The organism is Sphingomonas echinoides ATCC 14820 (assembly GCF_000241465.1).
Lineage (GTDB): Bacteria > Pseudomonadota > Alphaproteobacteria > Sphingomonadales > Sphingomonadaceae > Sphingomonas > Sphingomonas echinoides.
In genome coordinates this window covers 376,583-394,365 of record NZ_JH584235.1, presented here as the reverse complement: position 1 = coordinate 394,365, position 17,783 = coordinate 376,583, and the positions used below count along the sequence as shown (strand labels likewise).

Below are 17,783 nucleotides of genomic sequence, written 5' to 3'. Positions count from 1 at the left end.
GCCACCCCCTGTTGTCCGCTGATAAGAGCCACTCATGAGTGATTTTACCGATATGCTCGGCGGCTATCGCCGATTTCGCGACACGGATTGGCCGCGCCAGCGCGATCGGTGGTCCACTTTGTCCAAGGGCCAAAGCCCCAAGGTAATGGTGATCGCGTGTTCGGACAGTCGAGTCGATCCCGCGCAGATCTTCGATACCTCGCCCGGCGAAATCTTCGTGGTGCGCAACGTTGCTAACCTTGTACCCCCGTTCGAACTCGACGGTCGACGCCACGGCGTGTCGGCTGCGCTCGAATTCGCGGTGACGCAGCTCGAAGTGTCCGAAATCGTGGTGATGGGGCACGGCCAATGCGGCGGCGTTCACGCCGCGATGACCCAGGCGTTCGCGGGCAAGGCACCCGGCGAAGGCGGCTTCATCGATCACTGGGTCGACATGCTCGATGAAGCGCGCGACCGGATCGTGGCGCAGCACGGGTCGGGGCCTGACGCGATCCATGAACTGGAGCTCGAAACCGTCCGCGTCAGCATCGCCAATTTGCGGACGTTCCCCTGCATTCCCGAGCGTGAGGCCGCAGGTAAGCTGAAGCTTCGCGGCGCGTATTTCGCAATCGCCGACGGCGTACTGCACGTGATGGACGATAACGGCGTATTCGCCGCCGCATAAGCGGTCCGTTGGGAAAACATATAGGTCGCCATAGCTTCGGCGTGCCGGTTGCGGTTGCTCCCGTCGCGCCGGTCCGCTAGCCGTTCGGCATGAGACCCAACACGCTTCGGCTGCTTCGCCGCTATCACCATTATCTCGGGCTGTTCTTTGCCCCGATGATCCTGCTGTTCGCGATCAGCGGCGCACTGCAGACTTTCCGGCTGCAGGAAGCCAAGGGGTATGGCGGCACGCCGCCCAACTGGATCGTGTGGCTGGCCAGCGTCCATAAGGACCAGGGCCCGCCGCGCGAACGCAAGGTGGAGAAGCCCAAGCCCGCAGGCGACGCTGCCGAAGCGCAGAAGCCACGTGCCGAAGCCAGCGCGGGGTCGGCCAAACGCCCCTCGCCGCTGCCGCTCAAGATCTTCGTCGTGTTGCTGTCGATCGCGCTCAGCCTGTCGACCATCACCGGCATCGTGATCGCCCTTGCCAGCCGCGCCATGCGGCGGATTTCGATCATCCTGCTGGCACTCGGCACTGTGGTGCCGATCGTTTTGCTCTGGATCTAAGCTACGGTCAGGGAGCGGGCGTCGGCGGAAGTCCCAGCGCCGCCCGCGCCACCTTTTCGATTTCGGGATCGAGCACCGGTGGCGTCATATCGACTTGCGCCTCAAGCTGCTCGGCGATGGCGGTAAGCGCCGCGATCCGCGCGGCCTTCTTGTCATTGCCGTCGATGATCGTCCAACGGCCCCAGCGCGTATCGGTGCGCTTGAACATATCGCGCATCGCCTCTTGATAGGCCGCGCGCTTTTCCCGGTTGCGATAGTCCTCCAGCCCGGTTTTCCAGCGCTTCCACGGATGATCGAGCCGGTCCTTCAGCCGTTTGTCCTGTTCAGCCTGCGTTACATGCAGGAACAGCTTGACGATCGTCGTGCCCGAATCCGCCTGCTGCGCTTCGAACTCGTTGATCTCGTCATAGCCGCGCTTCCACTCGGCCTCGCTGGCATAGCCCTCGACCCGCTCGACCAGCACGCGCCCGTACCAGCTGCGATCGAACACCGCGATGTCGCCCTTGGCAGGCAGCTTTTGCCAGAAGCGCCAGAGGAAATGCCGGTCTAACTCTTCCTCGGTCGGTGCCTTGATCGGCCACACCTCGAAATTGCGTGGGTCCCAATCGGCGCACATGCGCTGGATGATCCCGCCCTTCCCCGCCGCATCCCAGCCTTCGAACAGCACGATCGCACGCTTGCGGTGGACGATATGCGCGACCTGGATATGCGCGAGCCGGGTCTGCAGCGCGAGCAGATCGGCTTCGTAATCGCCGACATACGGTTTGCCGGCCTCATAATCGGACAGAGAGATCGTCACAGCGCGGAAACCTTCAGCCGCAGCCGCAGCACGCGGTCGTTCGCGGTCAGGAACAGCGTGCGCCCGTCTTCGCCAAAGGCGCAATTGGGGATCGGCGCGCCGGTGGCGATCAGGCCGAGCGGCTCGGCCTCGGGGGTGAGCAGCATCATCCCGCCCGGCACACTGTTGAAATGCGTGCCATCGCGCGCGATCTTCATACCATCGGGCAGGCCGGGCGCGGCCTTGGCGAGCATCGGCTTGGCATCCAGCCACAGCGTGCGCGCGGTCGGCAGTCCGTGCGCGTCGAGCGCATAGGCCATGATGCGCGGCTCCTGCTCGTCCGAAACCGAGACGAACAGCGTCTTGCCATCGCCCGACAGCGCAATGCCGTTGGGCCGGGAGAGCGTGCCGTCGACCAACTCCACCGCGCCACCGGGCGTCCAGCGATAGACGCCGTTATGCGGCTGTTCCTTCAGCGCCGATTGGTCGCCCCCGACCAGCCCATAAGGCGGATCGGTGAAATAGATCGCGCCGTCTGCCGCCACGCACAGATCGTTGACGCTGTTGAAGCGCTTGCCCTGATAGCGATCGACCAGCACCGTGCGGCGCTTGGTCTTGAGATCGAGCCGCACCACCGCGCGCGACCCGCTGCCGGCGATCAGCAGGTTCCCGGAATGATCGAGCGTCAGGCCGTTCGATCCACCCTCGCGCACCGTCGCGGGGTCAGGCGCGACCGCATCGGAAGGCGAGAGGAAAAGCTCGGTCCCCTTCGCGCGCGACCAGCGCCGGATAACATTGGCGGGCGGGTCCGAGAACAGCAGATAGTCCCCATGCGGCACCCACACCGGCCCTTCGGCCCAGCGGATGCCGGTGGCGATCGTTTCGATCGGCGTGTCGACGCTCAGATAGCGGTCGAGCCCCGGCGCCAGCCGCACGATCTGCGGCGTCACCGTGGCCTCCGCCGCCGAAGCCACCCCCGCGCCGATCACCGGTGCGGCCAGCAAGCCAAGCCCCGCGCCGATCACGCTGCGGCGGTTCCACTGGGGCATGGGCTCGCGTGCGGGCATGCTCAGCCCTCTTGTGCCCGCGCGCCGTCACCGGTCACGCGGATGTTGAGTTCCTTCAACTGCTTGGGGCTGGCGAAATTGGGCGCGCCCATCATCAGATCCTCGGCCTTTTGCGTCATCGGGAAGGTGATGACCTCGCGGATGTTGGGTTCATCGGCCAGCAGCATGACGATACGGTCGACACCCGGTGCCGAGCCGCCATGCGGCGGCGCGCCGAACTTGAAGGCGTTGATCATGCCCGCGAAATTGGTGTCGACATCGGCCTGGGTATAGCCCGCAATCTCGAACGCCTTGTACATGATCTCGGGGCGATGGTTGCGGATCGCGCCCGACGACAATTCGATGCCGTTGCAGACGATGTCATATTGGTACGCCAGGATGTCGAGCGGGTCCTTCGTCTCCAGCGCTTCCATCTCGCCCTGCGGCATCGAGAAGGGGTTGTGGCTGAAATCGACCTTCTTGGCGTCCTCATCATATTCGAACATCGGGAAATCGACGATCCAGCAGAATTCGAAGCGCTTCTGGTCGATCAACTCGAGCTGCTCGGCAACGCGCGTGCGCGCCAGCCCCGCCAGCTTGGCCGCCTGCGCTGCCTTGCCCGCCGAGAAGAAGATGCCGTCATTCGGCCCGATGCCGAGCGCAGCGGCAATCGCCTGCATGCCCTCTTGCCCATGGTTGTTGGCGATCGGCCCGCCGAACACGCCGTCCTTCTGCGTCGCATAGCCCAGACCCGGGAAGCCCTCGGACTGCGCCCAACTGTTCATATCGTCGAAGAATTTGCGACTCTTCTCGGCGGTACCGGGCGCCGGGATCGCGCGGACGACATCGCCTGCCTCGACCATCGACGCGAAGCGGCCGAAGCCCGAACCCTTGAAATGCTCGGACACGTCGCTGATCACGATCGGGTTGCGCAGATCGGGCTTGTCATTGCCGTATTTCAGCATCGATTCGCGGTAGGGAATGCGCTTGAATGGCAGCGGGGAGACGGTGCGGCCCTTGCCCTGCCAGTTTGCAAATTCCTCAAACACGCCGTGCAGCACCGGCTCGATCGCGGCGAACACGTCGTCCTGGGTGACATAGCTCATCTCGAAATCGAGCTGGTAGAATTCACCTGGCGAACGGTCGGCACGCGCATCTTCGTCGCGGAAGCACGGCGCGATCTGGAAATAACGGTCGAAGCCCGCCACCATCAGCAGCTGCTTGAACATCTGCGGGGCCTGCGGCAGCGCATAGAATTTGCCCGGATGCACGCGGCTCGGCACCAGATAATCGCGCGCGCCTTCGGGCGACGAAGCGGTCAGGATCGGCGTCTGGAATTCGGTGAAGCCCTGGCCGATCATGCGCTGGCGCAGCGACGAAATGACGTTGGAGCGCAGCAGCACGTTGGCGTGCAGCCGCTCGCGCCGCAAATCGAGATAGCGATATTTAAGGCGGATTTCCTCGGGATATTCATTCTCGCCGAACACCGGCATCGGCAATTCCTGCGCTGCCGACTGCACCACGACATCGCGCGCGCGCAGCTCGATCTCGCCCGAGGGCAGCGCTGCGTTCAGCGTCTCGGGCGAGCGCGCGACCACGTCGCCGGTGATGGTAACGACCGACTCGGGCCGCAATTTGTCGAGCACCGCATGCGTCGGGCTGTCGCTGTCGGTGACGATCTGGGTGATGCCATAATGATCACGCAGATCGACGAACAGCAGGTTTCCGTGGTCGCGCTTGCGGTGGATCCAGCCGGAAAGCTTGACCGAGGCCCCGACATCGGCGGCGCGAAGCTGGGCGCAGGTATGAGTGCGATAGGCGTGCATAAATCTTCTCATGTTCGTCGCCCCGGCGAAGGCCGGGGCCGCTGTGTATCGAAGCGCAACGCCTGACAACGCAGCGGCCCCGGCCTCCGCCGGGGTGACGGCGAATATAGCCGCTGCGCTTCCCTCCCTCACCCACCTTTGTCAACCCGCCCGGCGCTCGCTATGGGGGGCTGTATGCATATCCATCCGCTCATCACCGATAGTGCCACCCTCGCCAATCTCTGCACCCGACTGGCCGAAGCCGACTTCGTCTGCGTCGATACCGAGTTCATGCGCGAGAACACCTTCTGGCCCGAACTCTGCCTGATCCAGATCGCCGACGTGAACGAGGCCGCCGCGATCGATCCGCTCGCCCCCGGCCTCGACATGACGCCGCTACTGCAATTGCTGGTCAACAATGAGGACGTGCTGAAGGTCTTCCACGCCGGCGGGCAGGATCTCGAAATCGTCTACAACCTCACCGGCACCACCCCGCACCCGCTGTTCGACACACAGGTCGCCGCGATGGCGCTGGGGCAAGGCGAGCAGGTCGGCTATTCCAATCTGGTCGATGCCTATCTCGGCATCACCGTCGACAAGGGCGCGCGCTTCACCGACTGGAGCCGTCGTCCGCTTGATGCGCGGCAGATCGAATATGCGATTGGCGACGTGACCCATCTCGCCAAGATCTTCCCCAAGATGCTCGAACGGCTCCGCCGCACCGGGCGTGGCGCGTGGCTCGACCAGGAAATGGAGCGCCTCGGCGACCCCAAAAATTACGCCAACGACCCCGAGGAAGCCTGGCGCCGGATCAAGGTGCCAAGCCGCAAGCCCGAAGTGCTCGGCCGCCTGAAGGCGCTCGCACGCTGGCGTGAGATCGAGGCGCGTAGCAAGGATTTGCCGCGCGGCCGCATCGTCAAGGATGAGACGATCGCCGACTTGGCGGGCCACGCCCCGCGCAAACAGGCCGATCTCGCCAAGGTCCGCGGGCTTTCCGCCACCTGGGCGCAGAACGATATCGGCGCGCGCCTGATGGCGGCACTCGAACATGCGCAGCCGATGTCGCCTGAGGAACTGCCCTCGCGCGACGACCGCAAGCCCGGCATGGGCAAGGATGGCGCGCTGGTCGCCGATTTGCTCAAGCTGCTGCTCAAGATCCGCTCCAAGGAAATCGACGTGGCGGCGCGTTTGCTCGCCCGCACCGACGATCTCGACGCGCTCGCCGCCGGGCAGCGCAGCGGCCTGTCGATCCTGGAGGGCTGGCGCTTTGACCAGTTCGGCCGCGATGCGCTCGATCTGGTCGAGGGGCGCCTGGCCTTTGCGGTCGTGAAGGGCAAGTTGAAGATGACCCGCACCGAGGATGTCCCCGTCTATCCCGAGTAAACCGACAGAAAATCCGCCGCGTTTCTTGGCGTTTATCCGATCGTTGACGGCCAAGGTTGCGCGTGCAAAGTTTCGACAAAGAAACGTGCTCGCAGACGGAGAACGCTCATGGCCTTTCCAACCGCTATCAACGACCAGATCACCGATGCTGTGACGCAAGCCAACGTCAAGGTTCTGACGGGCGCTCCGGCGATGGCCAGAAACCTGTATCAGGCGAGCGCTCAGGCGCTGGCGAATGCCGCGCACAATGTGAACGAGGCGCAGCAGCAGCATTATGCCGCAATGGAGGCGGCCCAGGCGGCCGCAAACACCACGATGCAAAAGTCGCTAGAGCAGGCCCAAAGCGCGGTCCAGGCCGCGATGGCAGCGGCCGATGCCGCGATCAAAACCGCGATGCAGGCCGCCGAAACCGCGCTCCAATCGAGCACGGGCGTCACGCCGGACTGAAATGTCCGCAAACGCTATGCGCTAGCGCCCAAGGATCAGGGCCTTGCGCCCCAAGGCGGTCGCCAGCGCGTTGTGGCGGCGTTCCACCGTTTCGCTGTACAGAGCGAGATCGCTCGCCGCGACGCTCAGCGTGAGCGTCGTGCCATCATCGGCAATCGACGAGCGCTGCAGCGGCCCAGCCAGGCCACCGCTCATGCGCTGCCCGAGCCGCATCGCCAGCCCCCACAACACCGCATGGCGCAGCTCGGACGGGCTCGCCAGCACGCCCAGCGGCTCGGGTGTTTCGATGCCACCCCCCAGGCTGGTGTAAAGCGCCTGCGCCACCAGCGCGCGGCCCCGCGCGTCGATCGCGACCCAATTGCCGTGCAGCGCGATCTCGACCCCGCGTTCGGCGCGAAATTCGGGGTTCGCCCGCCAGCCGACATCGGCGAGCAAGCATGCGGCGAGGCGTAGCCGCGCCAGGTCCGGCGCGTCGCGCGTGAACAACGGCGCGATCCAGCCGTCGAGCAAATCGCCATGTTCGGCAAAGCGGCCATGCCGCCGCCCCTCGTCACGCGTCGCGACGATCAGCGGATCCTGCGCGCGCACGCTCTCATCCAGCGCGCCGTACAGTAGCCCTTCACGCAAGCCGAACGCCGAAACGATGGTGGTCTCGATCTGCAAATGCTTCAGCAGCACCACCAGCAACGCCGTCGCATCGCCCAGCGTCGCCGCGCGCCCCGCCGACAGGCCCGGGATCGCGCGGAGCCACGCCTTGTTCACATGGCTGATCGTGCGCCCCATGCGCGCGACCGCTTCGGCCGACATCGCATATTCGTGGATGACGGGCAGCGGATAACTGCCCAGATGCATGTCCAGTCGCGCCAGCGCGCGCCATGATCCGCCGACGAGATACAGCGGCAATCCCGCGCCTTTGCCCGTCCACCCGGCGGCATCAAGCAAGCGCGCTACCTGCCGTTGCAGCGCGCCCTGCCCTTTATCCCGCAGCGCGCCAAGCCGCAGCACGCCGAGCGGGAAAGAGACGCGTTCGCCCACCTTGCCGCCGCTGATGCGGATCAGCTCGAGGCTGCCCCCGCCAAGATCGCCGACGATCCCATCGGCTGCGGGGATCGCCGACAAGACACCGTGTCCGGCCGCCGTCGCTTCCTGTTCGCCCGACAAGAGTTCGACCTCGAGCCCAAGGTCGCGCGCGGTGTCGAGCAGCACCTTGCCATTGGTCGCATCGCGCACGGCAGCGGTGGCGACGGTGCGCAGTCGCGTCACCTCCATCTCGCGGGCGACCGCGGCGAAGCGCGCCAGCGCATCGCTCGCCACCGCGAGCCCCGATTCGGCGATCGTCCCGGTTTCGGCAAGGCCACGACCGAGGCCAGCCATGACCTTTTCGTTGAACAGGATCGCGGGCAAGCGTTCCGGGCCCTGATACACGACCAGGCGGATCGAGTTGGACCCGATATCGATGATGCCGGTGCGCGGTTCTCCCGTGACTTCGGGTTTCGCCTTACGGAACAGAAGCGTCGCCATCGGGCGACTAACGCCGGTTTCGCAGCGACAGCTTCGGCACCGACCCGCTGGCGGCGAGCGAGGCACCGCGACCCGACAGCGATGGATTGGTCATGAAATAGCGGTGCAGGTTGAACGGCCGCTCGCCCGGCTGGACGCGAACGTAGCTGCCATCGGACTGCAAATCCCAGCTCTGTTCATTGTCGATCAGATTGGCGACCATCACCTGGTCGAGGATCTGCTTGTGGACGGTGCGGTTCTCGATCGGCAGCATATATTCGATCCGCCGATCGAAATTGCGCTGCATCCAGTCGGCCGAGGACATGAACAGCTTCGCGCCATCATTGGGCAAGGCCTTGCCATTGCCGAACGCCCAGATCCGGCTATGCTCAAGGAAGCGCCCGATCACCGATTTGACTCGGATATTCTCGGACATGCCGGGAACGCCGGGTTTCAGGCAGCAAATGCCGCGGATGATCAAATCGATCTCGACCCCGGCATTGGAGGCTTCGTACAATTTCTCGATCACGGCGGGATCGACCACCGAATTCATCTTGGCCCAAATCGCGGCGGGCTTGCCCTCCCGCGCATTGGCGATTTCGGCGTCGATCAACCGCATCAGGCGCGGGCGCAAATCGCGCGGCGAAAGGCTGATCAGCGCCATATTCTCGGGTTCGACATAGCCGGTGATGTAGTTGAACATCTGCGCGGCATCGCGCCCAAGGCGGGGATCGGCGGTGAAGAAGCTGAGGTCGGTATACACCTTGGCGGTGATCGGATGGTAGTTGCCGGTGCCGAAATGGCAGTAGGTGCGATACTGGCCGTTTTCGCGGCGGACGACCATCGACACCTTGGCGTGGGTCTTCCAATCGATAAAGCCATAGACGACTTGCACCCCGGCGCGCTCCAGCGCGGAGGCCCAGAGCAGATTCTGCTCCTCGTCGAAGCGTGCCTTCAACTCGACGACGGCAGTCACCGATTTGCCGGCTTCGGCGGCGGCGATCAGTGCGTTGATGACGGCGGGCTGCTTGCCGGCGCGGTACAGCGTCTGCTTGATCGCGACCACATCGGGGTCGGCGGCGGCCTGTTTCAGGAAGGCCAGCACCACGTCGAACGTTTCATACGGGTGGTGGACGACAATGTCCTTGGCGCTGATCGCGGCAAAGCAATCCCCGCCAAATTCGCGGATGCGCTCGGGGAAACGCGGCGAGAAGGGCGTGAATTTCAGGTCCGGGCGGTCCTCATCGACGATCGCCTCCAAATCGCCGACGCCAAGGAAGGCACCGCTTTCGGTGACGAACGCGTCCGATCCGCCAAGCTCGTCGCGCAGCACCGCGCCCAGCCCCTCGGGCATCCCGCTTTCCAGCTCGAGCCGGATCACGCGGCCACGGCGGCGGCGCTTGATGGCATTGGCGAAATAGCGGACGAGATCCTCCGCCTCTTCCTCGATCTCGATATCGCTGTCGCGCAGCACGCGGAATTCCGCACCGCCGATCACGCGGTAGCCAGGGAACACCAAGGGCGCGAAGCGCTTCACCAGCGATTCGACCGCGACATAGCGCGCCTTTTCACCCGGCAAGCGCAGGAAGCGCGGCATTGGTGCCGGAATCATCACCAATTCTCGGATCGGCTGGTCATCCGAAATCCGCACCAGATCGAACATCACCGCCAGCCCCTTATTGGGCATGAACGGGAAGGGATGCGCCGGATCGAGCGCCTGCGGCGTCAGGATCGGGAACAGTTGCTCGCGAAACTGCGTCTCCAGCCAGTGCAGATCCTCGGCCGACAGCGCTTCATCGATCGTGCGCGAGCTGAGCACGGCAATGCCCGTCTCGGCGAGCTGACGGCGCAGGTCGCGCCACACATCACGCTGGCTGGTCACCAGCGCATCGGCCTCGGCCACGATCGCCGCCAATTGCTGTCCCGAGGTGAGCCCATCGCTCGACAGGCGGGCGACGTCCTGCAGCTGTTGCCCCTTCAGGCCGGCGACGCGCACCATGAAGAATTCGTCGAGGTTCGATCCTGAGATCGACAGAAACCGCAGCCGCTCCAGCAACGGGTGCGCCGTGTTGCATGCTTCCTCCAGCACGCGCCGGTTGAAGGCGAGCCACGACAGCTCGCGATTGAAATAGCGATCGCTCCCCTCGCTTCCTGCGAAGGGGTCGTCATCGTGGTCCAGGCTCGCGATATGGGCGGGTCGGGTCATGGGTTTTCCATCGATTCGGGTGGGCGACCGGGGATCAACCCCGCTTCTTCCAATGTGGCCCGTGCGAGCGGAATCGACAAGCGTTTGTGGCTTTCCAGCACAACTTGATCGAGCAAATCGACCGCGCGCAGCAGGGCTACGTGCGTGCGTTCGACCCGGACCACGAGCCATTGGATCAGCTCGGGCCGCGCGTCGAGCCCGCGCCGCAGGAACTGGCGTTCAAACAGCGCCCGCATCAGCGTTTCGTCGGGATCGCCGATCCGGATCGTCGGGCTTGCGGCCAGACGCGAGCGCAAATCGGGGAGTTTGATCGACCATTCCGGGGGCGGTGCATCGGCGACGATCACCACCGGGCGGCGCTCTTCCTGCGCGCGGTTCCAGGCGTGGAAAATCGCGGTTTCGTTCTGGCGTTCGGCATCGTCGATCAAACCGCCACCGGTCTTCGCGGCGAAGATCCGGGCGAGCAGGCTGCGGCCCGATTTGCGCGGGCCGGTGACGACGACGGCCATCACCGGCCAGGTGCTCCAGCGTTCAAGCTGCTGCACCGCGCGGGCGTTGGAAGGGCCAATCAGGAATTCGTCATCGCGGGGATCGGCGGGCCAGTCGAACGGCAGCGCCATTTGGGCCGGCTGCATCGCGTCAGCCCGTCGCGTTATCGGCCGGAGGCGCGGCCTGCCCGCCCGCAGAGGGCTGTCCCGACCGCCGGATGCGCAGCGTCGCGCCGCTGGCGACGACCGTCCAGCCGCGCGCCTCCAGTGCCGCGCGCAACACCGCCGGATCGGCATCGAAGCCGACGCGCATCACCGACACCCCGCCAATGGCCAGGCTGGTGGTGACCGCCGAGCGGACCCCCGGCACCGCTTGCAACGCCGATTCGGTCGCGGTGACCGATCCTGCGCTGGGCGTGTCGACCTGAATGGTGACGACACTGCCGCTCACCCCCGTTTGCGCACCCAGCGCAGCGTCGGTGGCACCAATATCGCTTGGCGTGTCGGTTGGCGTCGGCGTGGCGGTCGGCGCAACGAAGGCGAGGCCGGGATCGGTCCCGAGCAGTCCGGCCTGCAGCGCCGCCTGATAGGTATCGTCGATCCGCTTGACCCCGGCATCGAGCAGCACGGGTAGCGCGTCGCCGCGATCGACGCGCAGCGAAAATTGCGTGAGCAACCGGTTATCCGGGCCGTGCCGTGCCTCGAACATGCCGATGATCGGCCCGCCCGGCCACTCGCGGCGCAGCGTGACCTTAGGGACGAGCACGTCGTTCGCGCCATATTGATCGAGCACCACGCGCCACCAGCCGCGACCGGGCCGTTCGACCTGGCCAAGCGTCAGCAATAGCGCATCGCCGCCAGTACCGCTTGGGCGAACATAATCGACCGAACTGTTGCCGGTGCGATAGCGCCGCCAGGCGTCCTGCCACGCCGTCTTCTGTTCGAAACCGGTGGCGACGCCGCCGCTGATCTCGATCGGAATCGTCAGCATCGGGGCCGATCGCGCCGCTTCGGGGGCTATCCCCAGGATCGCCCCGGCCTTGGCGCGGCTGAACAGCACGCCGAGCCGCGCCACATAGCGATTGGGGCCGATCTGCTCGTCCTCGACGACGATGCCCGACACCATCCCGTCGAGCGCACCGTCGGACAGCGCCGTGGCGCTCTGCCCCATACGCTGCGCCAGCATAGCCCAGCCCTTGCGCTGCGCGATCCGCCAGCCCGCATAGCGCGCGGCCTCGGCGGTCTTGCCCGTGACGTCGACCGCGATGCCGCTGACCTCATAGCTGCCCGAACTGTCGGCAGACGCGAGGCCCTGATCGGGATCATCGACTTGCGCGAGCACAAGCCCGCCGGTCGCCGCAAGGGCAAGCGCAGCGGCGAACTGCAGGGGGCGGGAAAAGCGGCGGATCGACATGTCGGCGCCCTTTTGGCGAAGGAGGCGTGGAAATCCAAGCAGGATATGGCTAGGCGGGCATCATGAGCGATACGAACCCGGACGCGACGTCCTATACCTATGCCCAAGCGGGCGTCTCGATTGCAGCGGGCAATGCCCTGGTCCGGGCGATTGCGCCGCTCGCCAAGTCCACCCGACGATCGGGCGCGGATGCAGAACTCGGCGGCTTTGGCGGCTTTTTTGATCTGAAGGCGGCGGGATTTGTCGATCCCCTGCTGGTCGCCGCCAATGACGGCGTCGGCACCAAGCTGAAACTCGCGATCGATCATAATGCGCATGACGGAGTCGGAATCGATCTCGTCGCGATGTGCGCCAACGATCTGATCGTGCAGGGGGCCGAACCGCTCTTCTTCCTCGATTATTATGCCACCGCAAAAATCGACCCGGCCGTGGCCGAGCGCGTCATCGCCTCGATCGCCGAAGGCTGCCGTCAGGCGGGCTGCGCGCTGATCGGTGGCGAGACCGCCGAAATGCCCGGCATGTACGCCGCCGACGATTATGATCTCGCGGGCTTCTGCGTCGGCGCGGTCGAGCGCGACCGTGTTCTGACCGGGCAAGACATTGCACCGGGCGACGTGCTGCTCGGCCTCGCCTCGTCGGGCGTGCATTCCAACGGCTTCTCGCTGGTCCGCCGCCTTGCTGCCGACAAAGGCTGGAAGCTCGATCGCCCGGCCTTGTTCGATGCCGATGTGCTGCTGATCGACGCGCTGATGGCGCCGACGCGCATTTACGTGAAATCGCTGCTGCCCTTGCTGGCCGAGCGCCGCATCAAGGGCCTCGCCCACATCACCGGTGGCGGCCTGCTCGAAAACGTGCCGCGCGTCCTCCCCGCAGGTGTGCACGCGCGGATCGACGCCGATGCCTGGCCGCAGCCGCGGCTGATGGCGTTCCTGCAAGCGCAGGGCAATATCGAGCCCGAGGAAATGGCGCGCACCTTCAATTGCGGCATCGGCATGGTCGCAGCGGTCGCGCCCGATCAGGTCGCGGCGGTCACCGCCGCGCTGACCGCAGCGGGCGAGACCGTGTTCACCATCGGCACGGTCGAAGCCGGCGTGCGCGGTTGCACCGTGACCGGCTCGCTCGAAACCTGGGGCGGCCGCAGCGCCTGGACCGCGACGCACAATCATGGGTGACACGTGCCTGCTCCCCCTCCCGCAGGCGGGAGGGGAGTCGTGACCCGCAAAGTCGGCATCCTGCTCTCGGGCCGTGGCTCCAACATGATGGCGCTGGTCGAGCATGCACGCGGCTATGACGTCACTTTGGTCGCCTCCGATAAGCCCGATGCCGCCGGCATCGCCTGGGCGCGCGAGCGCGGTCTCGCCACCTTCACCCAATCGCCCAAGGGCATGCCCAAGGCCGATTATGAAGCCGCGATCGAAGCTGCACTGCGCGCCGCCGGGGTCGAAGTGATCGCGCTCGCTGGCTATATGCGCTTGCTGTCGGACGCTTTCGTCGCGCGCTGGCGCGGGCGGATCATCAACATCCACCCCTCGCTGCTGCCCAAATATAAGGGCCTCGACACCCATGCCCGCGCGATCGCGGCGGGCGATGCGGTGGCGGGCTGCTCGGTTCATGTCGTCACCGAGGAACTCGATGGCGGCGACGTGCTCGGCCAAGCCGAAGTGCCGATCCTCCCCGGCGACACCGCCGATACGCTCGCCGCGCGCGTCCTGAAGGCGGAGCATCGTCTTTACCCCATAATGTTAGCGGAGTTCGTAACGCGATGAGCGACGACATGCCAAAGACCCCGCCCCAGCACGACCCCGCAATCCAGGTCGCGGCGACCGAAGCCGTCGCCAAGGCGGAAGCCGCAGCAACGCGGCGGCGCTGGATCAACCTTGGCGAATTCATCGCCGTCGCCGGATTGCTGATCGCGGGTGGCAGCCTGTATCTCAATTGGTCCGATCACCGCGCCGACCAAGCCGACAAGCAGGTCGCCGCTGTCAAGGCGCAGCGCGACTCCTCGCGCTTCGATATCCGCGCGGTGCCGACGTCCAACGGCGCGGCGTTGCTGCTCCAGCATGACGACCGTCACCCCATTCGCGACGCGAGTGTCACCTTTCCGAGCGAGCTCGGCATCGGCAGCAAGGACACCGTCGGTGACACGATCGAGCGCGGCTGGTTCGAACATGAAATGCTCAAAGCGACCGATGGCGCTGCGGAAAAGAGGACCGGCCGCCTGCCCGTCCTGATCACGCTCACTTATTGGGACGGCGATACCCCACGCAAGACGCGCGGCATATACGATATTGGCTGGAAGGCGGAGGGCGGTTTCCCGTTCGGCCGTTCGCTCAAGCTGGAAAGTTTGCACCTGCACGAACTCGGCGGCGCGCAAGCCCGTCTCGATGCCGTATGGGCCAGCGTCAAGCCGAAGCCGAAACCCTAACCGGAAGGTCGAGCGCGTAGATCGGGTCGATATGCACTTCGCTGCCGACCTGGAATTCGCGCGTGCCGATCACGCGGAAGCCGTGGCGTTCGTAGAAAGCACGCGCCCGCACATTGTGCTCCCACACGCCGAGCAACAGTCGGTGCGCGCCGATCCGGGTCGCGTCTTCGATCGCGCGCGCCATCAGCGCAGGCCCAAGGCCGGTCCCATGCGCCTGGCGTAGCGCATAGATGCGGCGGAGTTCGACATCGGTCGGCTCCAGCGCGATCGGAAAATGGGGGGTGGTAAGAACCGCATAGCCAAGCGGGGCATGGCCCGGCTCGATCTCGGCAACGGTCACGATGGTCGCGGGGTCGGCGAGCCACGTCGCAAAAGCCTCAGCGCGATTGTTCTTGAGACAATGCGCAAGCAAATCGGCACCCTCCAAAGACGGCGCATAGGTATCCAGAAAGGTCGCATTGGCGACGAGCGACAGCAGGTCGGCATCCGCCATCCCTGCCTGTCGCACGCGCCATTGCATCAGCTGATCAGCCGACGATTTCTTCGGGCTTGAAGAAATAGGCGATTTCGATCGCCGCATTCTCGTCCGAATCCGAACCATGCACGGTGTTGGCTTCGATCGATTCGGCCAGTTCCTTGCGGATCGTGCCCGGCTCGGCATTGGCGGGGTTGGTCGCGCCCATGATGTCGCGGTTGCGCTGCATCGCATTCTTGCCTTCGAGCACCTGCACGACGACCGGGCCCGAGATCATGAACTCGACCAGTTCGCCGAAGAACGGGCGTTCCTTGTGCACCGCGTAGAAGCCCTCGGCCTGCTCGCGGGTCATGTGGATGCGCTTGGAGGCGACGACGCGCAGGCCGGCTTCCTCGAGCATCTTGGTGACGGCACCCGTCAGGTTGCGGCGCGTGGCGTCGGGCTTGATGATCGAAAACGTGCGGTTCGCGGCCATGACCGTGAAGCTCCTGTGTTGAATGATGGGATGTGGAAAGTCGCGTGTCCCTAGTCTTCGCGCGATCGCGATGCAAGTCTAGGCGGCTTGCTCCCAGCGGCCATTGTCATTCTGCTTCCAGTAGCGGCGTTCGATCCCGGGACGGTCGGCCAGCGCCTTCCACGCCACCCGCGCTGCGCCGATGCGGTCTTCGTCGAAAAAATGAAAGGCGCGGTCGAACTCCAGCGCTTCCTCGCGCCACAGGCCATCGGCAATCGCGATGTTGCGCGCGGTGTTCGCCGCCACCGGCTGCTCGGCAATCAGGATCGGTTGCGCCGCATCGCCCTCACCCTCGGCCTGCGCATGCGGCAGGAAACTGTCAGGGGTATAGGTCCACAACAAGCGATCGAGCGCGGCGCGCTGGTCCAGGCTCTCCGCCACCACCAGCAACCGCCCGCCCCCCTCGACCACGCGCTCGGCAATCCGCGGCAGCACGCGGTCGAGCGGCTGGAGCGTAAGGTGATAGAAATCGACTTGCACTCACTCCCCTCCCGCTTGCGGAGGGGTTGGGGGAGGGAAATCCATTGCTGGCACCCGCTCGCCCCGAAACACCCCTCCCCTAACCCCTCCCGCACAGCGGGAGGGGAACACGCGCTTAGCCCTCGAACGTGTCCGCCACGAACCGGTCGAGCAAGCGCACGCCATAGCCCGTAGCGCCCTTGTCATAGGTCGCACCCGGCTTATCGGCCCACACCATGCCGGCAATGTCGAGATGCGCCCATTTCACGCCGGGTTCCACGAAGCGCTGGATGAACTGCGCCGCGGTGATCGACCCTGCCCCGCGCGGCCCCACATTCTTCATGTCGGCGATCGGGCTGTCGATCAGCTTGTTATAGGCATCCGACAGCGGGAAGCGCCACAACAGGTCGCCCGAGGCCTTGCCCGCTGCCAGCAATTGATCGGCCAGCGCATCGTCATTGGCGAAGCAGCCGGCATGTTCATTGCCCAGGCTGATGATCATCGCGCCGGTCAGCGTGGCGAGATCGACGATCGTCTTGGGGCGGTGCGTGCGCTGCACCCAGGTGATGACGTCGCACAAGACCAGCCGCCCTTCGGCATCGGTGTTGAGCACTTCGATCGTCTGGCCCGACATGGAGGTGAGCACGTCGCCCGGGCGGATCGCATCGCCATCGGGCATGTTCTCGACCAGGCCGCACACGCCGATGACGTTCGCCTTGGCCTTGCGCCCGGCCAGCGCCTTCATCGCGCCGACCACCGCGCCCGCGCCGCCCATGTCCCACTTCATGTCTTCCATGCCGGGCCCGGGCTTCAGCGAAATGCCGCCGGTGTCGAAAGTCACGCCCTTGCCGACCAGCGCCAGCGCGGGATCGCCCTCGCCTGCTCCATTCCATTTGAGCGCCAGCAACTGCGCCTGCTTGGCCGAACCCTGCGACACGCCGAGCAGCGAGCCCATGCCCAGTTCGCGCATCTCGGCTTCCCCCAGCACGGTGATCTCCAGGCCCAGCCCCTCGACCTCGGCGCGCACCTTGGCGACGAAGGTTTCGGGATAGATCACGTTTGGCGGCTCGGCCACCAGCGTGCGCGTCAGCTCCAGCCCCTCGGTCAGCGCCTTCTGCTTGCTCCACGCCGCATCGGTGCCCTCGGGCACGCCATGCAGCACGATCGTGCTGAGCGTCGGCTTGGATTTCTCGGGCAGCTTGGTGCGATAGACGTCATGCCGCCAGCCGCGCTGCGCGGCCGCCGCTGCGAAACGCGCAGCCGCCTTGGGCGTGGTGCCTGCGCTGGCGAAATCGACGCTCGCGGTCTTAACGCCCGAAGTGAGCAAGCGCGCGGTCAATGCGCCGCCTGCCCGTTCATACTCGGCCTCGCCGGCCGCGCCGGTGCCCAGCAGCAGGACGCGGCGCACGCCACCGGCCCCATCCGCCACGAAGGTTTCCACCACAGCGGCCGCTTCGCCCTCAAACCGGCTTGCCTGCGCCGCCGCCTTCACCAGATCCAGCGCAGCGGCGTCGATCAGTGTGGTCGCGAGACGCGCGAGCCCGTCTTTTTCGACAAGAAGGGCAATGGCGGCGGCCGACGCGGGCGCGGCGCTGGAAAATTCGATCTGCATTACGGGGAGGCCTCGGTTACGA

General features: G+C 65.5%; 18 protein-coding genes. 7 read left to right on the top strand and 11 right to left on the bottom strand.

What is annotated here, in order from left to right:
- Nucleotides 1-34: 34 nt before the first annotated feature.
- Nucleotides 35-664 (top strand): carbonic anhydrase, encoded by a 630-nt coding sequence (locus tag ON00_RS01625; protein ID WP_010402749.1) that lies wholly within the window; start codon nucleotides 35-37, stop codon nucleotides 662-664.
- 89 nt (nucleotides 665-753) lie between these two features.
- Nucleotides 754-1,209 (top strand): hypothetical protein, encoded by a 456-nt coding sequence (locus ON00_RS01620; protein WP_010402748.1) that lies wholly within the window; start codon nucleotides 754-756, stop codon nucleotides 1,207-1,209.
- Nucleotides 1,210-1,216: 7 nt separating this feature from the next.
- Here the strand turns inward: ON00_RS01620 and ON00_RS01615 are convergent, their stop codons facing one another.
- From ON00_RS01615 to aspS, 3 genes are read right to left on the bottom strand one after another with little or no spacing between them, the layout of a single operon-like run.
- Nucleotides 1,217-2,008, bottom strand: a complete 792-nt coding sequence (locus tag ON00_RS01615) for a polyphosphate kinase 2 family protein (protein ID WP_010402747.1) — start codon at nucleotides 2,006-2,008, stop codon at nucleotides 1,217-1,219.
- On the bottom strand, nucleotides 2,005-3,054 hold the full coding sequence (locus tag ON00_RS01610) for an SMP-30/gluconolactonase/LRE family protein (RefSeq protein WP_010402745.1): 1,050 nt from the start codon (nucleotides 3,052-3,054) through the stop codon (nucleotides 2,005-2,007). The genes ON00_RS01615 and ON00_RS01610 overlap by 4 nt, the downstream gene beginning before the upstream one ends.
- Before the next feature lie 2 nt (nucleotides 3,055-3,056).
- Entirely contained in the window at nucleotides 3,057-4,859 is a 1,803-nt protein-coding gene (gene aspS / locus ON00_RS01605; protein ID WP_010402744.1) for an aspartate--tRNA ligase, read from the bottom strand.
- A gap of 174 nt (nucleotides 4,860-5,033) precedes the next feature.
- Here aspS and rnd point away from each other — a divergent pair, with 174 nt between their 5' ends.
- Both rnd and ON00_RS01595 read left to right on the top strand, forming a co-directional pair.
- Nucleotides 5,034-6,221: a ribonuclease D gene (rnd, locus tag ON00_RS01600; protein WP_010402743.1), complete on the top strand. Its 1,188-nt coding sequence runs from the start codon at nucleotides 5,034-5,036 to the stop codon at nucleotides 6,219-6,221.
- 108 nt (nucleotides 6,222-6,329) lie between these two features.
- Nucleotides 6,330-6,668, top strand: coding sequence for a RebB family R body protein (locus ON00_RS01595; RefSeq protein WP_010402742.1), 339 nt, complete (start codon nucleotides 6,330-6,332; stop codon nucleotides 6,666-6,668).
- A 21-nt stretch (nucleotides 6,669-6,689) separates the two neighbouring features.
- Here the strand turns inward: ON00_RS01595 and ON00_RS01590 are convergent, their stop codons facing one another.
- Genes ON00_RS01590 through ON00_RS01575 form a run of 4 tightly spaced genes read right to left on the bottom strand, consistent with a single transcriptional unit; the run spans nucleotide 6,690 to nucleotide 12,276 of the window.
- Nucleotides 6,690-8,189 carry a Ppx/GppA family phosphatase gene (locus tag ON00_RS01590; RefSeq protein ID WP_010402741.1) on the bottom strand — a complete coding sequence of 500 codons (1,500 nt, stop codon included), beginning with the start codon at nucleotides 8,187-8,189 and terminating at the stop codon, nucleotides 6,690-6,692.
- Nucleotides 8,190-8,196: 7 nt separating this feature from the next.
- Complete coding sequence (locus ON00_RS01585) at nucleotides 8,197-10,374, bottom strand: RNA degradosome polyphosphate kinase (RefSeq protein ID WP_010402740.1); 2,178 nt, start codon at nucleotides 10,372-10,374, stop codon at nucleotides 8,197-8,199.
- Nucleotides 10,371-10,994, bottom strand: a complete 624-nt coding sequence (locus ON00_RS01580) for an HdaA/DnaA family protein (protein WP_010402739.1) — start codon at nucleotides 10,992-10,994, stop codon at nucleotides 10,371-10,373. The genes ON00_RS01585 and ON00_RS01580 overlap by 4 nt, the downstream gene beginning before the upstream one ends.
- 19 nt (nucleotides 10,995-11,013) lie before the next feature.
- Nucleotides 11,014-12,276, bottom strand: a complete 1,263-nt coding sequence (locus ON00_RS01575) for a hypothetical protein (RefSeq protein ID WP_010402738.1) — start codon at nucleotides 12,274-12,276, stop codon at nucleotides 11,014-11,016.
- Between the two features lie 62 nt (nucleotides 12,277-12,338).
- Here ON00_RS01575 and purM point away from each other — a divergent pair, with 62 nt between their 5' ends.
- The 3 genes from purM to ON00_RS01560 are packed head-to-tail and all read left to right on the top strand — an operon-like array spanning nucleotide 12,339 to nucleotide 14,701.
- A complete protein-coding gene (gene purM, locus ON00_RS01570) occupies nucleotides 12,339-13,448 on the top strand; it encodes a phosphoribosylformylglycinamidine cyclo-ligase (protein WP_010402736.1) in 1,110 nt (369 codons plus the stop codon).
- A gap of 39 nt (nucleotides 13,449-13,487) precedes the next feature.
- Entirely contained in the window at nucleotides 13,488-14,042 is a 555-nt protein-coding gene (gene purN, locus ON00_RS01565) for a phosphoribosylglycinamide formyltransferase (protein ID WP_010402735.1), read from the top strand.
- Nucleotides 14,043-14,050: 8 nt separating this feature from the next.
- Entirely contained in the window at nucleotides 14,051-14,701 is a 651-nt protein-coding gene (locus tag ON00_RS01560; protein WP_154651386.1) for a hypothetical protein, read from the top strand.
- Here ON00_RS01560 and ON00_RS01555 read toward each other — a convergent pair.
- From ON00_RS01555 to ON00_RS01540, 4 genes are all read right to left on the bottom strand, one after another.
- Nucleotides 14,679-15,194: a GNAT family N-acetyltransferase gene (locus ON00_RS01555; RefSeq protein ID WP_245535517.1), complete on the bottom strand. Its 516-nt coding sequence runs from the start codon at nucleotides 15,192-15,194 to the stop codon at nucleotides 14,679-14,681. The genes ON00_RS01560 and ON00_RS01555 overlap by 23 nt on opposite strands.
- A gap of 34 nt (nucleotides 15,195-15,228) precedes the next feature.
- Nucleotides 15,229-15,651 (bottom strand): nucleoside-diphosphate kinase, encoded by a 423-nt coding sequence (gene ndk, locus ON00_RS01550; RefSeq protein WP_010402730.1) that lies wholly within the window; start codon nucleotides 15,649-15,651, stop codon nucleotides 15,229-15,231.
- Between the two features lie 78 nt (nucleotides 15,652-15,729).
- Nucleotides 15,730-16,170, bottom strand: a complete 441-nt coding sequence (locus ON00_RS01545) for a DNA polymerase III subunit chi (protein ID WP_010402729.1) — start codon at nucleotides 16,168-16,170, stop codon at nucleotides 15,730-15,732.
- Between the two features lie 115 nt (nucleotides 16,171-16,285).
- Nucleotides 16,286-17,761 carry a leucyl aminopeptidase gene (locus tag ON00_RS01540; protein ID WP_010402728.1) on the bottom strand — a complete coding sequence of 492 codons (1,476 nt, stop codon included), beginning with the start codon at nucleotides 17,759-17,761 and terminating at the stop codon, nucleotides 16,286-16,288.
- Nucleotides 17,762-17,783 lie beyond the last annotated feature (22 nt).

Excerpts from the sequence above, each read along its gene's own strand:
- ON00_RS01575 (WP_010402738.1), bottom strand. The coding sequence starts at position 12,276 with ATGTCGATCCGCCGCTTTTCCCGCCCCCTGCAGTTCGCCGCTGCGCTT.
- ON00_RS01625 (WP_010402749.1), top strand. The coding sequence starts at position 35 with ATGAGTGATTTTACCGATATGCTCGGCGGCTATCGCCGATTTCGCGAC.
- ON00_RS01610 (WP_010402745.1), bottom strand. The coding sequence starts at position 3,054 with ATGCCCGCACGCGAGCCCATGCCCCAGTGGAACCGCCGCAGCGTGATC.
- rnd (WP_010402743.1), top strand. The coding sequence starts at position 5,034 with ATGCATATCCATCCGCTCATCACCGATAGTGCCACCCTCGCCAATCTC.
- ON00_RS01555 (WP_245535517.1), bottom strand. The coding sequence starts at position 15,194 with ATGGCGGATGCCGACCTGCTGTCGCTCGTCGCCAATGCGACCTTTCTG.
- ON00_RS01595 (WP_010402742.1), top strand. The coding sequence starts at position 6,330 with ATGGCCTTTCCAACCGCTATCAACGACCAGATCACCGATGCTGTGACG.
- ON00_RS01540 (WP_010402728.1), bottom strand. The coding sequence starts at position 17,761 with ATGCAGATCGAATTTTCCAGCGCCGCGCCCGCGTCGGCCGCCGCCATT.
- ndk (WP_010402730.1), bottom strand. The coding sequence starts at position 15,651 with ATGGCCGCGAACCGCACGTTTTCGATCATCAAGCCCGACGCCACGCGC.
- ON00_RS01590 (WP_010402741.1), bottom strand. The coding sequence starts at position 8,189 with ATGGCGACGCTTCTGTTCCGTAAGGCGAAACCCGAAGTCACGGGAGAA.
- purM (WP_010402736.1), top strand. The coding sequence starts at position 12,339 with ATGAGCGATACGAACCCGGACGCGACGTCCTATACCTATGCCCAAGCG.
- ON00_RS01585 (WP_010402740.1), bottom strand. The coding sequence starts at position 10,374 with ATGACCCGACCCGCCCATATCGCGAGCCTGGACCACGATGACGACCCC.
- ON00_RS01560 (WP_154651386.1), top strand. The coding sequence starts at position 14,051 with ATGCCAAAGACCCCGCCCCAGCACGACCCCGCAATCCAGGTCGCGGCG.
- ON00_RS01580 (WP_010402739.1), bottom strand. The coding sequence starts at position 10,994 with ATGGCGCTGCCGTTCGACTGGCCCGCCGATCCCCGCGATGACGAATTC.
- aspS (WP_010402744.1), bottom strand. The coding sequence starts at position 4,859 with ATGCACGCCTATCGCACTCATACCTGCGCCCAGCTTCGCGCCGCCGAT.
- ON00_RS01620 (WP_010402748.1), top strand. The coding sequence starts at position 754 with ATGAGACCCAACACGCTTCGGCTGCTTCGCCGCTATCACCATTATCTC.